Here is a 17,257-nt window from a genome sequence, read left to right as displayed (position 1 = left end):
TCCCTTTTCGTATCAGCGGGACAGTAGGATTGTGCGATGCGGCACGCAACCAGTGCAATACACATGCCGCTAGCGTATTGCCGCTGGCGCGAGGAGGCTCGCGGCTCTATATTGGCGTTGGCGGTCTGCGCTTCCCGGCAGGAGAGACATATTCCCCGGGGCCTTATCGATCTCAAAGGGAGCTGTCCCTGGCCGGGCCCGTGGGCTCGGACACACGGCGCCCACCTACTTTGTAGGTTCCCGGGATCGACTTCTCCACCGGTCGTGTGGATCGCCACTTCCCTTTTTATTTTCGGAAATATCGGTTCGGACCGACTTTGGCTTGTTGGAAATCCATGCCTGAACATCTTCAGTGCAGGGTTTAGAACGTTTCGGTTCCGGATGGATCATGGCCGGACATGAGGGTACATGGTGGCTGACGCCTGTATCGACGCCGAGCCGTAATATGACCTCTTCGAAAGATAGGAAAACGCAACTCCGGCGCGAAGCGCTCGGGCGCCGCGATGCGCTCGATCCGGCCTGGCGCATCGAGGCGTCGCTGCTGGCGGCAGAGAAGGGCGCCGCCGCGATCCAGTTCGATCCCGGAGCGATTGTTTCCGGCTTCCTGCCGATCCGGTCGGAGATCGATCTGAGGCCACTGATGGCGGCACTGACGGAAAAAGGCGCGAGGCTCTGCCTGCCGGTCGTGCTCGACCGGGAGACGATCGTGTTTCGGGAACTGGTGCGGGGCGCGCCGCTGGTATCGACGGGCTTCGGCACCGCCGGTCCCGGACCAGAAGCCGCCATACTTGATCCCGACGTCATGCTGGTGCCGCTGGCCGCGTTCGACAGCCGGGGACATCGGCTGGGTTACGGCGCCGGTCACTACGACCGCGCCATCGCCCGCCTGCACGGGCAGGGAAGACGGCCCCATCTCGTCGGCGTCGCCTTCGATTGCCAGGAGGTGGCGCGCCTGCCGGACGAGCGGCACGACATCGCGCTTGCCGAAATACTGACCGAGAATGGGTTGCGGAGGTTCGCCGCCACTGGGTAAAAAGCCTTGGGCGCAGGGTTTCTCGGGCATCGGCGCTTGCGGTAACGTAAAGCGTCAGGTGAATGAATGAGACTTCTCTTTCTCGGCGATATGGTCGGCAAGACCGGGCGGACGGCGGTGTGGGAGCAGCTTCCCGGACTGATCTCCGACTTCAAGCTGGATTTCGTCATCGTCAACGGTGAGAACGCCGCCGGCGGTTTCGGCATCACGGAAGAAATATTCCGCGCAACGCTCGATGCCGGCGCCGATGTGGTGACCACCGGCAACCATGTCTGGGACCAACGCGAGGCGCTGGCCTTCGCGCCGCGCGAGGAACGGTTCCTGCGGCCGGCGAATTTTCCCAAGGGTACGCCCGGACGTGGCACGGGTGTCTACATTGCACGCAACGGCGCGCGGGTGCTGGTGTCCAACATCATGGGGCGCGTCTTCATGCATCCGGAACTGGACGACCCGTTCCAGTCGGCTGAACGCGAGCTTGCCGCCTGTCCGCTGGGCGAACAAGCGGACGCCGTGGTCGTCGATTTCCATGCCGAGGCGACCAGCGAGAAGATGTGCTTCGCGCATTTCGTCGACGGCCGCGCCAGCCTGGTCGTCGGCACGCATACGCACCAGCCGACCGCCGATCATCATATCCTCAGTGGCGGCACCGCCTACATGAGCGATGCCGGCATGTGCGGCGATTATGACTCCTCGCTCGGCATGGACAAGGAGGAGCCGCTCAACCGTTTCCTGTCCAAAGTGCCGAAGGGACGTTTCGAGGCTGCCAGCGGACCGGCGACATTGTGCGGCGTCGGCGTCGACATTTCCGACCGCACCGGCCTGGCCGAACGCATTGCGCCGTTTCGTCGCGGCCCAAGGCTGGAAGAAACGGCCCCTTCGTTCTGGGCGTGACATTGATATCGCCGGCGGTCATACCTAATTGCCGGCGAACCTGATCAAGCCGAAGACATGACGAGGGGACCACCGCCATGCCGATAATCGACTTTCTCGCGCCGTATTTCACTTTCGTCAACGACCCGACCGCCTGGGTGGCGCTGCTGACTCTCATCGTGCTTGAGATCGTTCTCGGCATCGACAATCTGATCTTTATCTCCATCCTCACCAACAAGCTTCCCGAGGGACAGCGCGTCCAGGCGCGGCGGCTCGGCATCTCAGCAGCGCTGATCATGCGGCTGGTGTTGCTCGCGACGATCTCCTTCATCGTGCAACTGACCAATCCGCTGTTCACCGCCTTCGGCCACGGCTTCTCGTGGCGCGATCTGATCCTGATCGCCGGCGGTCTGTTTCTGGTGTGGAAGGCGACCAAGGAAATCCATCACACGGTCGATCCTGAAGACCACAAGGATACGATGGTCAGCAAGACGCTGCAGCTGACGCTGGGCGCGGCGATCTTCCAGATTCTGTTGCTCGACCTGGTGTTCTCGATCGACTCCATAATCACCGCGGTCGGCATGACCGACGAGATCGCCATCATGTATATCGCCGTCATCGTCGCGGTCTCTGTGATGATGCTGGCAGCAACGCCGCTGGCGAATTTCATCGAGAAGAACCCGACCATCGTCATGCTGGCGCTCGGCTTCCTGCTGATGATCGGCATGACGCTGATCGCCGACGGTTTCGGCTACCATGTGCCGAAGGGTTATATTTACGCGGCCATGGGTTTCTCGGCGCTGGTCGAGGGGCTCAACATGCTGGCGCGGAAAAGGAAAGGCGGTCACTAGCCGACTGAAGCCGGCCCAAAGGCCGGCTTCTCTGGCATCAGGGCAGATTGATCTGCCAGGAGACGCCGAAGCGGTCGTTCAGCCAGGCGAAACGACGGCTGAAGCCGTAGTCGCCGATCGGCATCAGCATGCCTCCGCCTTCGGCCAGCACCGCCACGATGCGCTCGAGCTCTGCTTCGCTATCGACGTTCATGAACAGGGATATCGATGGCGTGAAGGTGAAGGCGTGGTGGACATGGCTGTCGCTTGCCATCACCTCCAGTCCCGCGATCGCGGCGCGCGCCGTCTTGACCGTCCCGGCCGGCCCAGGTTCGCCCGGTCCATAGCGCACCACATCAATGATGCGGCTGTCGGGAATGGTTTCGCAGTAGAAGGTCAAGGCCTCCTCCGCCCTGCCTTCGAACATCAGGAATGGGCTCAAGGTCATTGGCAGTGTCTCCTTCGTTTGGTCACCAGGCGTCCGGTTCGCGCACCATGTGGACGATGCCGGACGGGTTCATGATCCAGCCGCCGCGGAAACCGGGTTCCAGGGGCTCGATCGGATCGCAGCGCGTCACGCCGGCGTTTTCCAGACGCTGAAGCGCGGTTTCATGATCGTCGGTGAAGAACTCGAGCCAGACTTCCGCCTGGCTCATCGCCGGCGCCTCGTCGATCCAGAGCCGGTTCGGTCCAAGCTCGAAACCGACGGCGGGCGCCTTCGCGTCAAAGGGTTTCAGGCCGACGACATCGCGGTAGAAGGCGATCGTCTGCCGGTACTGATGGCTCGGGACCTTCATGGCGATGTTGATGCCGCCCTGGATCTTTGCGTTCATAGCGAGCCTCTCGGATATCAGCGGTTGTCGGGGCTGGCTTTTTCGCCCCGCATCTCGGAGCGGAAGTAGCCCTCGCGCAGATTGATTCCGTATTCGACATAGGCCTTCATGCAGGCGAGCATCTGCGACCAGCCTTCACAGTTGAGATATGAATTCTTGCGGCCGGTCTCATCCTCGCGCCAGCCGCTCTCGGCGATGGTGACCAGGGTGCCTCCGTCATCCAGCGCCTCGAAATCCATCTCGATCAGCGTCTTGTAGGCCGGTTTTCCGTCGTCTCCGAGCGCGTCCCAGCGCAGCACGATGCGCTTCCGCGGCACAACCTCGTCGACCTCGACCGGCACCGAGCCCCACCAGGTCACCGTAGTGCCGGCGACCAGCGGCGCGCTGGCGCCGTTGATGGTGGTGAAATAGCCGGAGAGCTTCTTCGGATTGACGACGGCGTCGAAAACCTCGGCAGCCGGCCTGCCGATACGGCCCGAAACCTTGATCCCGATGGACATATCCACAGCTCCTTCCTTGATTGAAACCATAATATGTTATAGATTTATAACATGTCAAGCGAGGCAAGGGACGACCCTATTTTCAAGGCGCTGGCGCATGTGCGCCGGCGCCTCATCCTGGATGAACTGAAGGAAGGCCCGAAGACGACCGGCGCCCTGTGCGACACCTTTTCCGACATGGACCGCTGCACGGTGATGCTGCATCTCAAGGTATTGCAGGAGGCAGGGCTGGTCGTCGTGAGGCGCGAGGGACGCGAGCGCTGGAACCATCTCGATGCTTTGCCGATCAAGCAGATTCATGACCGCTGGATCAGCGAATACGCTTCTCATGCGGTCAGCATACTGGACAGGCTGAAGCAGGATCTCGAGGGGGGAGCGGTCTAGACGCCCGTGGACGGCGGAGCCACCTGATGCGCCCCTGCCGGAACGGCGAAAGGCCGGCAGAAAACCACGACGACCAGGCGCTCAAACGGCATGTGCTTTCCCCGAGGCAGCCGCGGAAGACGACCGCCATGGCGACCATGGCCGCCTGCGCCTCCGCGACGGAGTCACGATTTCGCGAGCCGCAAAAAGGGCGGCGTCTGGACGGGCCAAGGCGATTTATCTATAAGCCGGCCAAATCCGAAAATTTGAACACGACAGGGTTTCCATGGCTGGCCATTCTCAGTTCAAGAACATCATGCACCGCAAGGGCCGCCAGGACGCGGTGCGGTCGAAGATATTCTCCAAGCTGGCGCGCGAGATCACCGTCGCCGCCAAGCAGGGCATGCCCGATCCGGCGATGAACCCGCGGCTGCGTCTGGCGATCCAGAACGCCAAGGCCGAGTCGATGCCGAAGGACAACATCCAGCGCGCCATCAACAAGGCGTCCGGTGGCGATGCCGAGAACTATGAGGAAGTCCGCTATGAGGGCTATGGTCCGGGTGGCGTTGCGCTGATCGTCGAGGCCCTGACCGACAACCGCAACCGCTCGGCTTCGAATGTCCGCGCCGCCTTCACCAAGGCCGGCGGCGCGCTCGGCGAAACCGGGTCGGTGTCGTTCATGTGGGATCGCAAGGGCGAGATCTACTATCCAGCTTCGGCAGGCGACGCGGACAAGCTTATGGAAGCGGCAATCGACGCCGGGGCCGAGGATGTCGAAACCGACGAAGAGGGTCACACGGTCTACTGTGCCTTCGAGGATCTGGGCGAGGTGTCGAAGGCGCTTGAAGCCTCGCTCGGCGAGGCCGAATCCGTCAAGACGATCTGGCAGCCGCAGAACAACGTCCCGGTCGATGAAGAACGTGCGCAGTCGCTGATGAAGCTGGTCGCGACGCTCGAGGACGATGACGACGTGCAGAACGTCTATGCCAATTTCGAGGTCGACGAGGAAACGCTGGCGAAGCTTTCCGCCGCATGAGCGAAGCCGCCAAGCCGCGCATCGTCATCGCCTATTGCACGCAATGCATGTGGCTGCTGCGCGCCGGCTGGATGGCGCAGGAGCTTCTGTCGACCTTCGGTCCGGAGCTGGGCGAGGTGGCGCTGGTCCCCGGCACGGGCGGCATCTTCACCATCAGCTGCAACGACGAGCTGATCTGGGAACGCAAACGCGACGGCGGTTTTCCCGATGCGGCGCGGCTCAAGCAGCTGGTCCGGGACATCGTCGATCCCGGCCGCGACCTTGGCCATGCCGACCGCAAACCTGAATAGGCCTGGCCGTCAGCGGCCCTTCCAGCTTCCATAGGCGGCGCCAAGGCCTGCGCCCAGCGCAATTCCCGCGCCAATGCCGACGGCCATGTTTTCAAGAACGACACCAAAGGCTGAGCCTAGCGCGACGCCGACAGCCATGCCCATTGCCATATTCGAATATTGATCCTTCATGATCGGACTCCCTGTGGCCGGCCGGACAGTAGGCCAGCTTTGATCGGTTCAACGTCCGGCCAGCCAGAAAGATGCCAGCGAGACGATGCCGCCGACCGTGCGGGCATGGTTCCAGAAAACCCATTCGTCCAGATAGCGCGTCCATAGCGCCGTCCCCTCGCTGCTTGCCGGATCGACGGCGGCCAGTACATCGTTGAGCGGAACGTTGAAGACGACGGTGATGCCGAATATGCCGACGAGATAGAACAGGCCGCCGGCAAGAAGCCAGAGAGATCCCGGCTGGCTCCAGCCGAGGACAGCCTTGACGGCGAGCGCCGCGCAGACGAGCGCCGTGCCCATGAAGACCGCAAGAAATACCGGGTTCTGGATCACCATGTTGATGGCGTTCATCGCGGTGGCGCCCTGACCCGCAGGCAGGCGGGCAAGGGCCGCCATCACCGCGGTCGAAAAGGCGAAAAACAATCCGGCCATCAGCCCGCTGCCGAGGATCGCGGCAAGTGTCAAAGCAGAAAATATCAGCCCGGTCATGCTCGTTTCTCCCAAAGGCTGCGCGTGAGGATGGGTTTGTCAGTGGCGGTGCTCATTTCTGCCTCCTGAAACATGATAAATCCTCACATTTGCTAAATGTGATAGGTGCTCATATTTTCAACGTCAAGCAGAATCTTGCGGGATGGTCATGGAAAGCGGACAGGAAAGACCGATGGCGCGGGACAGTTCGGCGGTGCGGCGTGAGCCAACCCAGCGCCGCAGCCGCGAGCGGGTGGAACGCATGCTGGCGGCCGCCTCCGCGCTCATTGCCGAAAACGGCAGCGATGCGCTGCGCATGGGCGAGGTGGCCGAAAGAGCCGGCGTTTCGATCGGCTCGCTCTACCAGTTCTTTCCGGACAAGAGTGGGATCATCCGGGCATTGGCGGAGCGCTACACAGTCGAGAGCCACGCTTGCATCGCCGAGGCGCTGGGTGCGGTGGACAATCCGACGGACCTCGAACGGTCGTTCCTCGCTCTGGTCGATACTTACTATGCGCTGTTCCTGGCCGAGCCTGTCATGCGCGACATCTGGTCCGGCACACAGGCGGACAAGGCGCTGCGTACGCTGGAACTGGCCGACAGCCGGGCGAACGCGCATTTGCTGAATTCCGTGCTGAAACGGTTTTGCCCTGAGGTGGAGCAGAAGGAACTTGACGCTGCGACGCTGCTGATATGGCAGATGGGCGAAGCCACGATGCGGCTGGCCATATCCGTGGACCCTGAGGAAGGCGACCGGCTTGTCGCCGCTTACAAACGCATGGCGGCAAGGGAATTGGCGGCGATCTGTCAGGGAAGCCGGTGACGCGGCGTCGAAATTTCCGCCCTTGCACTCATGCGGATGTGGCCCCACATTGGTTGCGTGTTCAACGAACGAAAGGAGGTGATCCGATGTCGAGTGATTTCGTTTTCCAGAGCGTGGTTCCGGCGGATCGCCTTTGCGGAGAGCAGCCTCTCCGTTAAGTGACGGCCCGCGCGGCAGGCGGCATTAGGCTGACGCCAGCGGTCGCGCACTGGACGAAAGACACGGGAAGGCCGCCTGCTTCGGAAGAAGCGGCGGCCTTTTCGTTTGAGCTTTACAGGATGAAGGTCAGGCCAGCATCTGCGCGTCCGCAGTGCGGTCCACGGCATGCCGGGGCGGATTGAAGCGACGACCCTCCTGCTCGTGCGTCCACACCTTGAACAGTTCTAGCCTGTGCGGTCCGAAGGTGTGCAGCAGCGGCACGTCGGTGGCATCGCGGCCGCGCGCGATAACAACCCGTCCGATACGCGGCGTGTTGTGGCGCGCATCGAATGTGTACCATTTGCCGTCCAGCCAGACCTCCATCCAGGCGGAAAAATCCATCGGCGACGGATTGGCAGGCACACCGATATCGCCAAGATAGCCGTTTACGTAACGGGCGGGAATGTTCATGCAGCGGCACAGCGTGATCGCCAGATGAGCGAAGTCGCGGCAGACGCCGACCCTTTCATCGTTCGCCTGGGCAGCGGTGCGCGTTGCTCGCGCATACCCGTAGCCGAAGGACAGCCGGTTGTGGACATAGTCGACGATCGCCTGGACGCGCGCCCAACCTGGCGGCAGATGGCCGAAAAGCTCCCAGGCCTTGCCGCTGAGATGATCGGTTTCGCAGTAACGGCTGCCGAGGAGATAGCCCAGCACATCGTCCGGCAAATCCTGAACCGGCGTCTCGCGGGCCAGCGTGTTGACTTCGTCGGGCAGGCCGCTGTCCTCGATTTCGGCGTCATAGAGGATTCGGACGCGGCCGGCCGGCGCCAGAAAGCGGCGGCATGTATTTCCATAGCGATCCATGTAGACGCTGGACCGCACGTTCGGCGAGGTGAGGACCTTGGTCTGCCGCTTGATATCGGCTTGCCGATCCTGATGGATTTCCAGCAAGGAAATCACCGGGGTCTCCTGCGCGCACTCTATGGCGATCTCGTAACCGAGCCGGATCAGCATCGCGTACCTCGCTGCATTGGGTGGAACTTCTGCCACAATGCGGCGATGCCCGCTTGGTTCCTTCACATGTTTGCAGCCGTCCGTAACGCGATTCCCTTCAGAAATCGCTGGTGAGGCCCTTCACTTCCCAATCGCCGTAACGACCCGGCTCCTTGCCGCCGCGGCCCCCGATTTCCCTGGGAAGGGCGGCTTCCCTGGCTCTGTATGTCTCGCGGCGCGCTTCCGCTTCCGCCAGGGCGCGGCTGGCGGCCGGTGTCAGTTTTTTCTTCGCGCCGCTGTTTGCCGGTGGTGCCGTCTTGCCCGTTTCGCTGGTCATGCGCTGGTCCCGGATTGAAAAGAAAAACATTCCTTCCCATCATATAGCGGAGCGCGGCGCACGGATCGAGCCTCGGCCGCATGGGAGCAGACGATGAATACAATGCGCACCGCCATGCTTCTGGCCGTCATGACGGCCCTGTTCATGGGCGTCGGTTTTTTGCTCGGCGGCTCAGGCGGCATGATCATCGCCCTGGTCATCGCCGCAGGCACCAATCTTTTCAGCTACTGGAACGCCGACAAGATGGTCCTGTCGATGAACCATGCGGTGGAAGTGGATGAAAGGAGCGCGCCGGAATATTACGGCATCGTGCGGGACATGTCGGCGCGCGCCGGGCTACCGATGCCGCGCGTCTACCTGATCGACAACCCGCAGCCGAACGCCTTCGCCACCGGACGCAACCCCGAAAACGCGGCGGTCGCCGCCACCACTGGACTGCTGCAGCGCCTGACCTATAAAGAGGCTGCCGGCGTGATGGCCCATGAACTCGCCCACATCCAGCATCGCGACACCTTGACCATGACCATCGTTGCGACGATGGCGGGCGCCATCTCGATGCTCGGCAATTTCGCCTTCTTCCTCGGCGGCAGCCGGGACAACAACAATCCGCTCGGTTTCGTCGGCGTGCTGGTGGCGATGATCGTCGCGCCTTTCGCTGCGATGATCGTGCAGATGGCGGTGAGCCGCACACGCGAATATGCGGCCGACCGGCGTGGCGCCGAGATCACCGGTCAACCTCTAGGGCTGGCTTCGGCGCTCGCCAAGATCGCCAGCAGCGCCGAGCAAATCCGCAATCCGGATGCCGAGCGCAATCCGGCAACCGCGCATCTGTTCATCATCAATCCGTTGCACGGCGAGCGCATGGATTCGCTGTTCTCCACCCACCCCGCGACGGAAAACCGCATCGCCGCGCTACAGGCATTGGCGGAAGAGATGGGCGGTGGGCGTGCGCCGGAAACGGCGCCCGAGACGGCGCGCCAGCGGCCGCGTCAGTCTGCCGTTCCTTCCCAAGATGAGGCCGCGCGGCAGGGACCATGGGGTACGGCTTCGGACGCTCCGGAAGAGGCTGCGCCGGAGCCGCCGAAGCCCAATCCGTGGGGTCGTAACCCGACAGGGCCGAAAGGCCGGTGGTCGTAATTTCCGGCAGGTTTGTGCATCTGCGTTAGCGGCGTTGCGTCCGGATTCTCCTCCCCCTCGTGGGGAGGGTTAGGGGTGGGGACGTGCAATCTCCTCGACATTCGCCGTCACCCATGTGATTGCGGCGGCATGAAGCAAAGTAAAACGCCCTTTCACGGAAACACGGACTCCGTTCCCGGCCTGGCTGCGCGGATGGCTGCGGCGCGTCTGCTCGCCGCGGTGATCGACGCGCATACACCGCTCGACGGGCTGACCGACAATGAAGGCGGGCATCCGCAATATCGCGCTCTCGAGCCGCGCGACCGGGCGCTGGTGCGCGCCATCCTGGCGACGGCGCTGCGCCATCGCATGACGATCGCCGCGCTGCTCGCCCGCCGGCTGGAAAAGCCGCTGCCGCAGAACGCCACGGTGCTGTCGCATATCCTGCATGTCGCCGCGGCCCAGCTTCTCTTTCTCGATGTGCCCGACAGCGCAGCGGTCGATCTCGCGGTCACCCATGCCAAGTCGGACCCGCGCACCTTGCGTTTCGCGGCCTTGGTCAATGGCGTTTTGCGCACGCTGGGACGGGTAAAGGAAACCGAACTGCCGCAGGCGCTGGCCGCGACGGAAGATTCGCCTGCGTGGTTTTCCGAAAGGCTTGCGGCCTCCTATGGACGTGAGACGGCAAAGCGGATTCTGGAAGCGCATCGCCACGAAGCGCCGGTGGATTTCACCGTCAAGTCGGACCCGGTCGGGTGGGCGGAGAAACTGGGTGGCATCGTTGTGCCGACCGGCTCGGTCCGGGTTGAGAAACTGGCGCAGCCGGTTACCGAACTGCCCGGCTTTTCCGAGGGAGCATGGTGGGTGCAGGATGCGGCTGCCAGCCTGCCGGCGCGGCTTCTGGGCGACGTGCGGGGCCTGCGGGTCGCCGACCTGTGCGCCGCGCCCGGCGGCAAGACGGCTCAGATCATTCTTGCCGGCGCGCAGGTCACCGCGGTCGAGAAATCGAGGAACCGGCTGGCCCGGCTGGAGCAGAATTTGCAACGTCTCGGAATGTCCGCCGATCTCGTGCAGGCGGACCTTGCCGACTATCGCCCGCAGCAGCTCTTCGACGTTGTGCTTCTCGATGCGCCTTGCTCCTCGACCGGCACGGTGAGGCGGCATCCCGACGTGCCGTGGACCAAGACGCCGGCCGACATCGAAAAACTCGCGGCCGTGCAGGCGCGCATGCTTGCCCATGCCATCGCTTTGGTGAAGCCGGGCGGTCGCATCGTTTTTTCGAACTGCTCGCTCGATCCGCTCGAGGGCGAAGAGCTCTATGCGGAATTTCTGAAGGCGCATCCCGAGGTTACGAACGATCCGATTCGCACGGAGGAGATGACGGGCCTCGAAGCGTTCCTCACGCCGCATGGCATGCTGCGTACCACGCCGGCCATGCTCGACCTCGGATCACCGGGGCTTTCCGGCCTCGACGGCTTCTTCGCCGCCCGCATGAGGCGGACCGGCTAACAATCCTGTGGTCAGCCTCACTGGCTGCCATCGCCCCGGCGGATTTCTTTTTCGCCCCCGACTTGAATCAGATACGCTCGGCATCCCCAGGGACGGGACATTCAGGAGGAATTTTGGCAATCGCCGACGGTGATACGCCGCGACTTTGGGTGCTTATCGCAAAGGCATTCTGGTACAAGTCGCGCAGACGGCTGCGCGCGGGACCTGCTTATCGCTGGCGGTATTCCGGCCGCACGCCGGAACGCGTCCTGATCGCGCCGCCCGATCTCCGGCTTGCGGACCCGCAGATCGCGTTGGAAATCTACTATGGCCGCTATCCGTTCTCCGGTCATCTGGTGGAGACCGGCGGACAATCGCCGTTCCAGGTGGCCGTGCCCAGCCGTGGCTGGCAAAAATCGTTGCATGGCTTTCGCTGGCTGCGGCACATGCGCGCCGCCGGCACCGAACTCGCCGCCGCCAATGCGCGGGCGCTGGTGTCGGACTGGATCGCGCTCTATGGCGGCCAGATATCGGGACCGGCCTGGGACCCCGGTACGGCCGCCAAGCGCGTCATCGCATGGCTGCAGCATTCCTCCGTCGTGCTCCAGGGCTCGGAATTTCCATTTTATCGCGCCTTCCTGAAATCGCTCGCCGTGCAGATCCGTTACCTGCGTTCGGTGACGCGGGAACTGCCGGACGGCCGGGACCGGCTGCGGGCGCGCGTGGCCCTTGCCTTCGCCGCCCTGTCGCTGCCGGCGCCTGCCTCGGCGCTGCGGGCGGCGACACGCAATCTGGCCGAGGAACTCGACAGCCAGATCCTGCCGGATGGCGGGCACATATCAAGAAATCCTCTGGCGGTTCTCGAAATCCTCGCCGACCTTCTGCCCTTGCGCCAGACTTACGCCAACCAGGCGGAGGCTCCGCCGGCGGCGCTGATGGGGGCGATCGACCGAATGCTGCCGGCGCTGCGTTTCTTCCGCCACCAGGATGGCAGCCTGGCGCGCTTCAACGGCATGGGCGCGACGATCCACGACCGCATCGCCGCGGTCTTGCGGCATGACGATACGGTTGGCGCTCCACTGCTTCACGCGCCCTATTCGGGCTATGAGCGGCTTTCGATGGGCGGCGTCACCGTCATCGCCGACACCGGGCCGTCGCCGCCGATGGACGTATCCAGCGCGGCTCATGCCGGATGCCTTTCCTTCGAGCTTTCGTCCGGCCGGCAGCATTTCATCGTCAATGCGGGCATGGACAATTTCGGCGTCGCCGAATTCCGGCCATTGGCCCGCGCCACCGCGGCCCATTCGACAGCCGTGCTCAATGATACGTCTTCGGCGAGGTTCAGCCATTCGGCGCGGGTCGGCGACCTGATCGGCACGCCGCTGATCAGTGGACCCAGAAACGTGCCCTGCGAGCGGCGCGACCAAAGCGGCAGCCAGGGCTTCATCGCCAGCCATGACGGCTATGTGCAGCGCTTCGGGATCGTCCATGAGCGCGAACTGGCGCTCTCCGAACAGGGAAATGTGCTGGCCGGCCGCGACCGGTTCTTCAGGCCGAATGGCGAGCCGATCCGCAACAATGGCCGCGATGGCGTGGCGATCAGGTTTCACATCCATCCCGATATCGGCCTGTTCCGCGACGATCGCGAGCGTCTCGTGCTGAAGGCCGAGGGCGCCGACACATGGGTCTTTGCCTGCGCCGAATGCACGGCCGAGGTCGAGGAATCGATTTATTTCGCGGCGCTCGGCGGGCCGCGCCGCAGCCGCCAGATCGTGCTGTCCTTCAAGGCGTCGGAGTTGGCGGAAGTGCATTGGCATCTGGCGCGGGTGGAGGTTGCAAGCGGCTGACCGAAAGTGCGGCCAAAGCTTGATTTCCCGCGCTCGTATGTTAGGCCCCGGCCTTCCATTTCCAGCCAGCGAAAGAGCCCGCCATGGCCGTTGCCTCCAAGAACATTCCAGCGCCTGATTTTGTGCCGGTGCGCCGGGCGCTGCTTTCGGTGTCCGACAAGAACGGACTGGTCGAGTTCGCCCGGGCGCTTGTAAAGGCCGGTGTCGAGCTGATCTCGACCGGCGGCACCTCAAAGGCGATCGCCGAGGCGGGGCTGGCGGTGCGCGACGTCTCGGACATTACCGGCTTTCCCGAAATCATGGATGGGCGGGTCAAAACGCTGCACCCATCGGTGCATGGCGCGCTGCTGGGCGTACGCGACGATCCCGAACACGCGGCGGCGATGCGCCAGCACCACATCGAGCCGATCGATCTCGTCGTCGTCAATCTCTACCCGTTCGAAGAGGTGCGCCGCTCCGGCGCCGGCTATGCGGCGACCGTCGAGAACATCGACATCGGCGGACCGGCGATGGTGCGGGCCTCGGCCAAGAACCACGCCTATGTCGCCATCGTCACCGATCCGGACGATTATGGCGCGGTGCTCAACGCGCTGGAGATGAATACGGGAAGCCTGTCGCTGGATTTCCGCAAGAAGCTGGCGGCAAAAGCGTTCGCGCGGACAGCGGCCTATGACGCGGCGATCTCCGAGTGGTTCGCCGAGACGCTGGAGATCGAGCATCCGGCATGGCGGGCTTTCGGCGGCAGGCTCGAAAGCGTCATGCGCTACGGCGAAAATCCGCATCAGTCGGCCGGGTTCTACGTCACCGGCGAGAAGCGGCCCGGCGTCGCCACGGCGCGGCAGGTCCAGGGCAAGCAGCTTTCCTACAACAACATCAACGATACCGACGCCGCCTTCGAACTGGCTGGCGAGTTCGATCCGGAAAAATCAGCCGCGGTGGCGATCATCAAGCACGCCAATCCGTGCGGCGTCGGCGAAGGCGCGACGCTGAGGGAGGCCTATCTCAAGGCGCTCGCCTGCGACCCGACCTCGGCCTTCGGCGGAATCGTCGCGGTGAACCGGGCGCTCGACGCCGAGGCGGCCGAGGAAATCGTCAAGACCTTCACCGAAGTCATCATCGCGCCGGAGGCTTCCGAAGAGGCGGCGCGCATCGTCGCGGCGAAAAAGAATCTGCGCCTTCTGATCGCCGGCGGATTGCCGGACCCGCGCGCGGCGGCGCAGACGGTGAAGTCGGTGGCCGGCGGGTTGCTGGTGCAGGGCCGCGACAATTCGGTCGTCGATGATCTCGACCTGAAAGTGGTGACGAAGCGGGCGCCGACGGAAGCCGAGCTGGCCGACCTGAAATTCGCCTTCCGGGTGACCAAGCATGTGAAGTCGAACGCTATTGTCTACGTCAAGGACTTGGCGACGGTCGGCATCGGCGCCGGACAGATGAGCCGGGTGGACTCGTCGCGCATCGCCGCGCGCAAGGCGCTGGACGCGGCGGAGGCCGCTGGCCTGGCGGAACCTTTGACGAAGGGCTCGGTCGTCGCTTCGGACGCCTTCTTCCCGTTCCCGGACGGCCTGCTGGCGGCGATCGAAGCGGGAGCCACGGCGGTCATCCAGCCGGGCGGCTCGGTCAACGACAAGATCGTCATCGAGGCGGCGGACGAACACGGCATCGCCATGGTGTTCACCGGCACGCGACACTTTAGGCACTAGGGATATTAGCCTCATGGCGGTCATCACAGAAAGCGAACGGCGAAGAATCTTGGACATAGTCTCTGCCGTCGAATCCAATGACTGGATGAGATTCAAATTTCTATCGGACAGGCCATTTCCCAACGAAGAAAGTATGTTCGAGCAGTTCGAGAACTCGCGCAAGAAGGTGGCACCGGGGTTCGGTGACTGGGAGAAGCTGGCGGGGGCAGATGTTCTGGATGACGGAACGAGATTGATAATGGTCCGAATACAGCCTCGGCCTGGGAGCGATCAGGAAGTGCTCTTAACGCTTCATAACATTTCTGATCGCATCAGCGTCTGGGTATTTGCGGAGCAAATAGACTGGTCCAAAGAATAGCGGTCGGCCGCACGAGCCAACAGATCACTCCTCCACCTTGTCCGCCGGATAGGGCGTGCCGGCGAGAATCCACAGGCCGCCGAGCAGGAACAGGATGATGACCGCCATGCCCATCCGAGGCGAAGCACTGACGGCGGTGACGGTCGCCACAAGGAACGGCGCGGCAAAGCTCGTCGCCCGCCCGGCCAGCGCATAGATGCCGAAATAGCGGCCAGATTCCGCGGCGGTGACGCTGCGCGCCATATAGGATCGCGAAGAGGCCTGAACCGGCCCGAAGGCGACGCCGATCAGCAGGCCGTAAAGGATGTAGGCTTTCTCCGCCGCCGTGCCGAACAAGCCGCCGGAATCGGCGGGCGAAAGCTGAAGCACGCCGAACAGCGTGAAGCCCGGGCCGGTCGATACGATGCCGACGGTGGCGATGGACAGCAACACGAGGCAGATCATCACCACCGTTTTTGAGCCGAGGCTGGTGTCCAGCCGGCTGGCGACCAGGCAGCCGACGATGGCGACGACGTTGAGGATGATGCCGAAGATGCCGATCTCGGTGATCGACCAGCCGAACATGGCCGCCGCGAAGGCGCCGCCCAGCGCCAGCAGGGCGTTGACGCCGTCCTGGTAGATCATGCGCGAGACGAGGAAGCGGAATATGCCCTTGCGCCTGCGCACCTCGCCGAGCGTCGTTTTCAATTCGGACAGACCGGCGCGCACGGCCGGTCCGATCGGCACGCCCTTGATCGCGTCCGGCGTGAAGAAGAACATCGGCAGGATGAAGACGAAATACCACAGGGCCGAGAGCGGACCGGTGGCGCGCGCGTCCTCGCCCAGTTTCGGGTCCAGCCCGAAGATCGGATCGACGCCGATGATCGTCTTGCCGGTCTCGGGCGACCCGGCCATCAGTGCGATGACGAAAATCAGCGCGATCATGCCGCCGAGATAGCCGAGGCCCCAGGCGATGTTCGAGACCCTGCCGATGTCTTCCTTCGGCACCAGACGCGGCATCATCGAATCGTTGAAGACGGTCGAGAATTCAGCAGCCACCGAGGCGAGCGAGAAGAAGAACACGACAAAGAACAGGTTCGAGCCGGGCGCGGCGAACCACAGCATGAACAGGCTGACGATCTTGATCGTGGCGAAAAAGGCGATCCACGGCTTGCGCGGGCCGGTCTGGTCGGCGATCGAGCCGAGGATGGGCGACAGGATGGCGATGACGAAGCCGGCGGCGGCGATGCCGTAGCCCCAGGCCGCCTGACCCATGGCGGGGTCGCTCGCCATGCGCGAGACGAAATAAGGACCGAAGATGAAGGTTGTGACGACGGTAAAGAAGGGCTGCGCCGCCCAGTCGAACAGCATCCATCCCCAGATGCCACGCCGCGGGGTGGCGGGCTGCACGGTCAGGTCGGTCATCATCCCTCCACGCCGCCCTGTTCGCGGCTTCGCGCCATGTCTGCATGTTTTGGCAAACTTGGCCAGCGCCTTCGCACCATGCCTTTTGCCTTCCCTCCATCACGAAAACGGTCCACCCCGGGTCGCTTCGTTCGGCACTTGCCTCTCGCAGCGGAGGAATAACGCCCGCGGGCTCCGTGCCTTACCCTCCCTTGTGGGGAGGGGCGTGGAGAACGCCGCACGGGACGTGCGGCGTACGACGCGGTTGGGGTGCTCCACACCTTCGTTGATCCACCCCCACCGGCGCCTGCGGCGCGACCTCTCCACAAGGGGGAGGGTAAAGCGCTGACACACGTCCTCCTCGCCACGCCCGGGTTTTCGCCCGCCTGGCCATTGTCATGGAAGATGCGGCAGGTCCGCCGCGGTCTGGAAACGGCCGCCGCGCAGCATGTCGTGCGTGGACGGCGAGGCGGCTGGCTTCACGATGTGTCGGGAGCGGGCATTGCCGCTGCCGGACGGCCCATCCGCATGGCCGGCTTGCGCCGCTGCGCCCGGGGGCCGGCAGCACTTGGCAGCGCGAACCGCCTCGCCGAAAGGAGACACAGCGCCAGCGCGGCGGCAAGCGCCTGCAAACGCAG

At 63.6% G+C, this 17,257-nt stretch carries 19 protein-coding genes, 1 other RNA gene and 1 pseudogene; 13 read left to right on the top strand and 8 right to left on the bottom strand.

All coding sequences use genetic code 11. From position 1 onward, the window contains the following. Positions 1 to 119: 119 nt before the first annotated feature. The 4 genes from ssrS (at position 120) to ASD44_RS12870 (ending at position 2,754) form a co-directional block, all read left to right on the top strand. Positions 120 to 277: non-coding RNA, 6S RNA (gene ssrS / locus ASD44_RS18200), on the top strand. Positions 278 to 445: 168 nt separating this feature from the next. Next, complete coding sequence (locus ASD44_RS12880; RefSeq protein ID WP_056112551.1) at positions 446 to 1,033, top strand: 5-formyltetrahydrofolate cyclo-ligase; 588 nt, start codon at positions 446 to 448, stop codon at positions 1,031 to 1,033. Positions 1,034 to 1,099: 66 nt separating this feature from the next. Beyond that, a complete protein-coding gene (locus ASD44_RS12875) occupies positions 1,100 to 1,924 on the top strand; it encodes a TIGR00282 family metallophosphoesterase (protein ID WP_056112549.1) in 825 nt (274 codons plus the stop codon). Between the two features lie 77 nt (positions 1,925 to 2,001). Continuing rightward, complete coding sequence (locus tag ASD44_RS12870; protein WP_056112547.1) at positions 2,002 to 2,754, top strand: TerC family protein; 753 nt, start codon at positions 2,002 to 2,004, stop codon at positions 2,752 to 2,754. A gap of 37 nt (positions 2,755 to 2,791) precedes the next feature. Here ASD44_RS12870 and ASD44_RS12865 read toward each other — a convergent pair whose 3' ends face one another. From ASD44_RS12865 to ASD44_RS12855, 3 genes are read right to left on the bottom strand one after another with little or no spacing between them, the layout of a single operon-like run. After that, a complete protein-coding gene (locus ASD44_RS12865; RefSeq protein WP_056112544.1) occupies positions 2,792 to 3,181 on the bottom strand; it encodes a VOC family protein in 390 nt (129 codons plus the stop codon). A gap of 22 nt (positions 3,182 to 3,203) precedes the next feature. Further along, positions 3,204 to 3,566, bottom strand: a complete 363-nt coding sequence (locus ASD44_RS12860) for a glyoxalase/bleomycin resistance/dioxygenase family protein (protein ID WP_056112541.1) — start codon at positions 3,564 to 3,566, stop codon at positions 3,204 to 3,206. 17 nt (positions 3,567 to 3,583) lie between these two features. Further along, positions 3,584 to 4,066, bottom strand: a complete 483-nt coding sequence (locus tag ASD44_RS12855; protein WP_056116112.1) for an SRPBCC domain-containing protein — start codon at positions 4,064 to 4,066, stop codon at positions 3,584 to 3,586. Between the two features lie 51 nt (positions 4,067 to 4,117). Here ASD44_RS12855 and ASD44_RS12850 point away from each other — a divergent pair, with 51 nt between their 5' ends. The 3 genes from ASD44_RS12850 (at position 4,118) to ASD44_RS12840 (ending at position 5,755) form a co-directional block, all read left to right on the top strand. Then, entirely contained in the window at positions 4,118 to 4,450 is a 333-nt protein-coding gene (locus ASD44_RS12850) for a metalloregulator ArsR/SmtB family transcription factor (RefSeq protein WP_056112538.1), read from the top strand. 265 nt (positions 4,451 to 4,715) lie between these two features. Then, on the top strand, positions 4,716 to 5,465 hold the full coding sequence (locus tag ASD44_RS12845; protein WP_056112535.1) for a YebC/PmpR family DNA-binding transcriptional regulator: 750 nt from the start codon (positions 4,716 to 4,718) through the stop codon (positions 5,463 to 5,465). Continuing rightward, the gene (locus ASD44_RS12840) at positions 5,462 to 5,755 is read left to right on the top strand and encodes a SelT/SelW/SelH family protein (RefSeq protein WP_056112532.1); all 294 of its coding nucleotides are present in this window, start codon (positions 5,462 to 5,464) and stop codon (positions 5,753 to 5,755) included. Before ASD44_RS12845 ends, ASD44_RS12840 begins: the two co-directional genes overlap by 4 nt. A gap of 9 nt (positions 5,756 to 5,764) precedes the next feature. Here ASD44_RS12840 and ASD44_RS18590 read toward each other — a convergent pair whose 3' ends face one another. Then, positions 5,765 to 5,926 (bottom strand): hypothetical protein, encoded by a 162-nt coding sequence (locus tag ASD44_RS18590; RefSeq protein WP_164481585.1) that lies wholly within the window; start codon positions 5,924 to 5,926, stop codon positions 5,765 to 5,767. 48 nt (positions 5,927 to 5,974) lie between these two features. Beyond that, positions 5,975 to 6,454 (bottom strand): anthrone oxygenase family protein, encoded by a 480-nt coding sequence (locus tag ASD44_RS12835; protein ID WP_056112527.1) that lies wholly within the window; start codon positions 6,452 to 6,454, stop codon positions 5,975 to 5,977. Between the two features lie 172 nt (positions 6,455 to 6,626). On the opposite strand from ASD44_RS12835, the gene ASD44_RS12830 reads away from it, so the two are divergent. Then, positions 6,627 to 7,256 (top strand): TetR/AcrR family transcriptional regulator, encoded by a 630-nt coding sequence (locus ASD44_RS12830; protein ID WP_244478771.1) that lies wholly within the window; start codon positions 6,627 to 6,629, stop codon positions 7,254 to 7,256. Positions 7,257 to 7,541: 285 nt separating this feature from the next. Here ASD44_RS12830 and ASD44_RS12825 read toward each other — a convergent pair whose 3' ends face one another. Further along, the gene (locus ASD44_RS12825; protein WP_056112524.1) at positions 7,542 to 8,411 is read right to left on the bottom strand and encodes a transglutaminase family protein; all 870 of its coding nucleotides are present in this window, start codon (positions 8,409 to 8,411) and stop codon (positions 7,542 to 7,544) included. 97 nt (positions 8,412 to 8,508) lie between these two features. After that, positions 8,509 to 8,727, bottom strand: coding sequence for a DUF1674 domain-containing protein (locus ASD44_RS12820; RefSeq protein WP_056116106.1), 219 nt, complete (start codon positions 8,725 to 8,727; stop codon positions 8,509 to 8,511). Positions 8,728 to 8,820: 93 nt separating this feature from the next. Here ASD44_RS12820 and htpX point away from each other — a divergent pair, with 93 nt between their 5' ends. The 5 genes and pseudogenes from htpX (at position 8,821) to ASD44_RS12795 (ending at position 15,236) form a co-directional block, all read left to right on the top strand. Further along, positions 8,821 to 9,864: a zinc metalloprotease HtpX gene (htpX, locus tag ASD44_RS12815; protein WP_056112522.1), complete on the top strand. Its 1,044-nt coding sequence runs from the start codon at positions 8,821 to 8,823 to the stop codon at positions 9,862 to 9,864. A gap of 174 nt (positions 9,865 to 10,038) precedes the next feature. Further along, positions 10,039 to 11,352: pseudogene (locus ASD44_RS12810) on the top strand (RsmB/NOP family class I SAM-dependent RNA methyltransferase); the annotation flags it as partial. A gap of 113 nt (positions 11,353 to 11,465) precedes the next feature. Further along, positions 11,466 to 13,178: a heparinase II/III family protein gene (locus ASD44_RS12805; protein ID WP_056112515.1), complete on the top strand. Its 1,713-nt coding sequence runs from the start codon at positions 11,466 to 11,468 to the stop codon at positions 13,176 to 13,178. 83 nt (positions 13,179 to 13,261) lie between these two features. Beyond that, the gene (purH, locus tag ASD44_RS12800) at positions 13,262 to 14,878 is read left to right on the top strand and encodes a bifunctional phosphoribosylaminoimidazolecarboxamide formyltransferase/IMP cyclohydrolase (RefSeq protein ID WP_056112512.1); all 1,617 of its coding nucleotides are present in this window, start codon (positions 13,262 to 13,264) and stop codon (positions 14,876 to 14,878) included. Between the two features lie 13 nt (positions 14,879 to 14,891). Further along, complete coding sequence (locus ASD44_RS12795; protein ID WP_056112510.1) at positions 14,892 to 15,236, top strand: hypothetical protein; 345 nt, start codon at positions 14,892 to 14,894, stop codon at positions 15,234 to 15,236. Between the two features lie 24 nt (positions 15,237 to 15,260). On the opposite strand, the gene ASD44_RS12790 is transcribed toward ASD44_RS12795, so the two are convergent. Beyond that, positions 15,261 to 16,640, bottom strand: a complete 1,380-nt coding sequence (locus tag ASD44_RS12790; RefSeq protein ID WP_056116103.1) for an MFS transporter — start codon at positions 16,638 to 16,640, stop codon at positions 15,261 to 15,263. Positions 16,641 to 17,257 lie beyond the last annotated feature (617 nt).

This window comes from Mesorhizobium sp. Root554 (assembly GCF_001427025.1).
GTDB lineage: Bacteria > Pseudomonadota > Alphaproteobacteria > Rhizobiales > Rhizobiaceae > Mesorhizobium.
This window is presented reverse-complemented; position numbering and strand designations above follow the sequence as displayed.

Coding starts and splice junctions, on each gene's coding strand:
- ASD44_RS12880 (WP_056112551.1), top strand. CDS start 446: ATGACCTCTTCGAAAGATAGGAAAACGCAACTCCGGCGCGAAGCGCTC.
- ASD44_RS12875 (WP_056112549.1), top strand. CDS start 1,100: ATGAGACTTCTCTTTCTCGGCGATATGGTCGGCAAGACCGGGCGGACG.
- ASD44_RS12870 (WP_056112547.1), top strand. CDS start 2,002: ATGCCGATAATCGACTTTCTCGCGCCGTATTTCACTTTCGTCAACGAC.
- ASD44_RS12865 (WP_056112544.1), bottom strand. CDS start 3,181: ATGACCTTGAGCCCATTCCTGATGTTCGAAGGCAGGGCGGAGGAGGCC.
- ASD44_RS12860 (WP_056112541.1), bottom strand. CDS start 3,566: ATGAACGCAAAGATCCAGGGCGGCATCAACATCGCCATGAAGGTCCCG.
- ASD44_RS12855 (WP_056116112.1), bottom strand. CDS start 4,066: ATGTCCATCGGGATCAAGGTTTCGGGCCGTATCGGCAGGCCGGCTGCC.
- ASD44_RS12850 (WP_056112538.1), top strand. CDS start 4,118: ATGTCAAGCGAGGCAAGGGACGACCCTATTTTCAAGGCGCTGGCGCAT.
- ASD44_RS12845 (WP_056112535.1), top strand. CDS start 4,716: ATGGCTGGCCATTCTCAGTTCAAGAACATCATGCACCGCAAGGGCCGC.
- ASD44_RS12840 (WP_056112532.1), top strand. CDS start 5,462: ATGAGCGAAGCCGCCAAGCCGCGCATCGTCATCGCCTATTGCACGCAA.
- ASD44_RS18590 (WP_164481585.1), bottom strand. CDS start 5,926: ATGAAGGATCAATATTCGAATATGGCAATGGGCATGGCTGTCGGCGTC.
- ASD44_RS12835 (WP_056112527.1), bottom strand. CDS start 6,454: ATGACCGGGCTGATATTTTCTGCTTTGACACTTGCCGCGATCCTCGGC.
- ASD44_RS12830 (WP_244478771.1), top strand. CDS start 6,627: ATGGCGCGGGACAGTTCGGCGGTGCGGCGTGAGCCAACCCAGCGCCGC.
- ASD44_RS12825 (WP_056112524.1), bottom strand. CDS start 8,411: ATGCTGATCCGGCTCGGTTACGAGATCGCCATAGAGTGCGCGCAGGAG.
- ASD44_RS12820 (WP_056116106.1), bottom strand. CDS start 8,727: ATGACCAGCGAAACGGGCAAGACGGCACCACCGGCAAACAGCGGCGCG.
- htpX (WP_056112522.1), top strand. CDS start 8,821: ATGAATACAATGCGCACCGCCATGCTTCTGGCCGTCATGACGGCCCTG.
- purH (WP_056112512.1), top strand. CDS start 13,262: ATGGCCGTTGCCTCCAAGAACATTCCAGCGCCTGATTTTGTGCCGGTG.
- ASD44_RS12795 (WP_056112510.1), top strand. CDS start 14,892: ATGGCGGTCATCACAGAAAGCGAACGGCGAAGAATCTTGGACATAGTC.
- ASD44_RS12790 (WP_056116103.1), bottom strand. CDS start 16,640: ATGACCGACCTGACCGTGCAGCCCGCCACCCCGCGGCGTGGCATCTGG.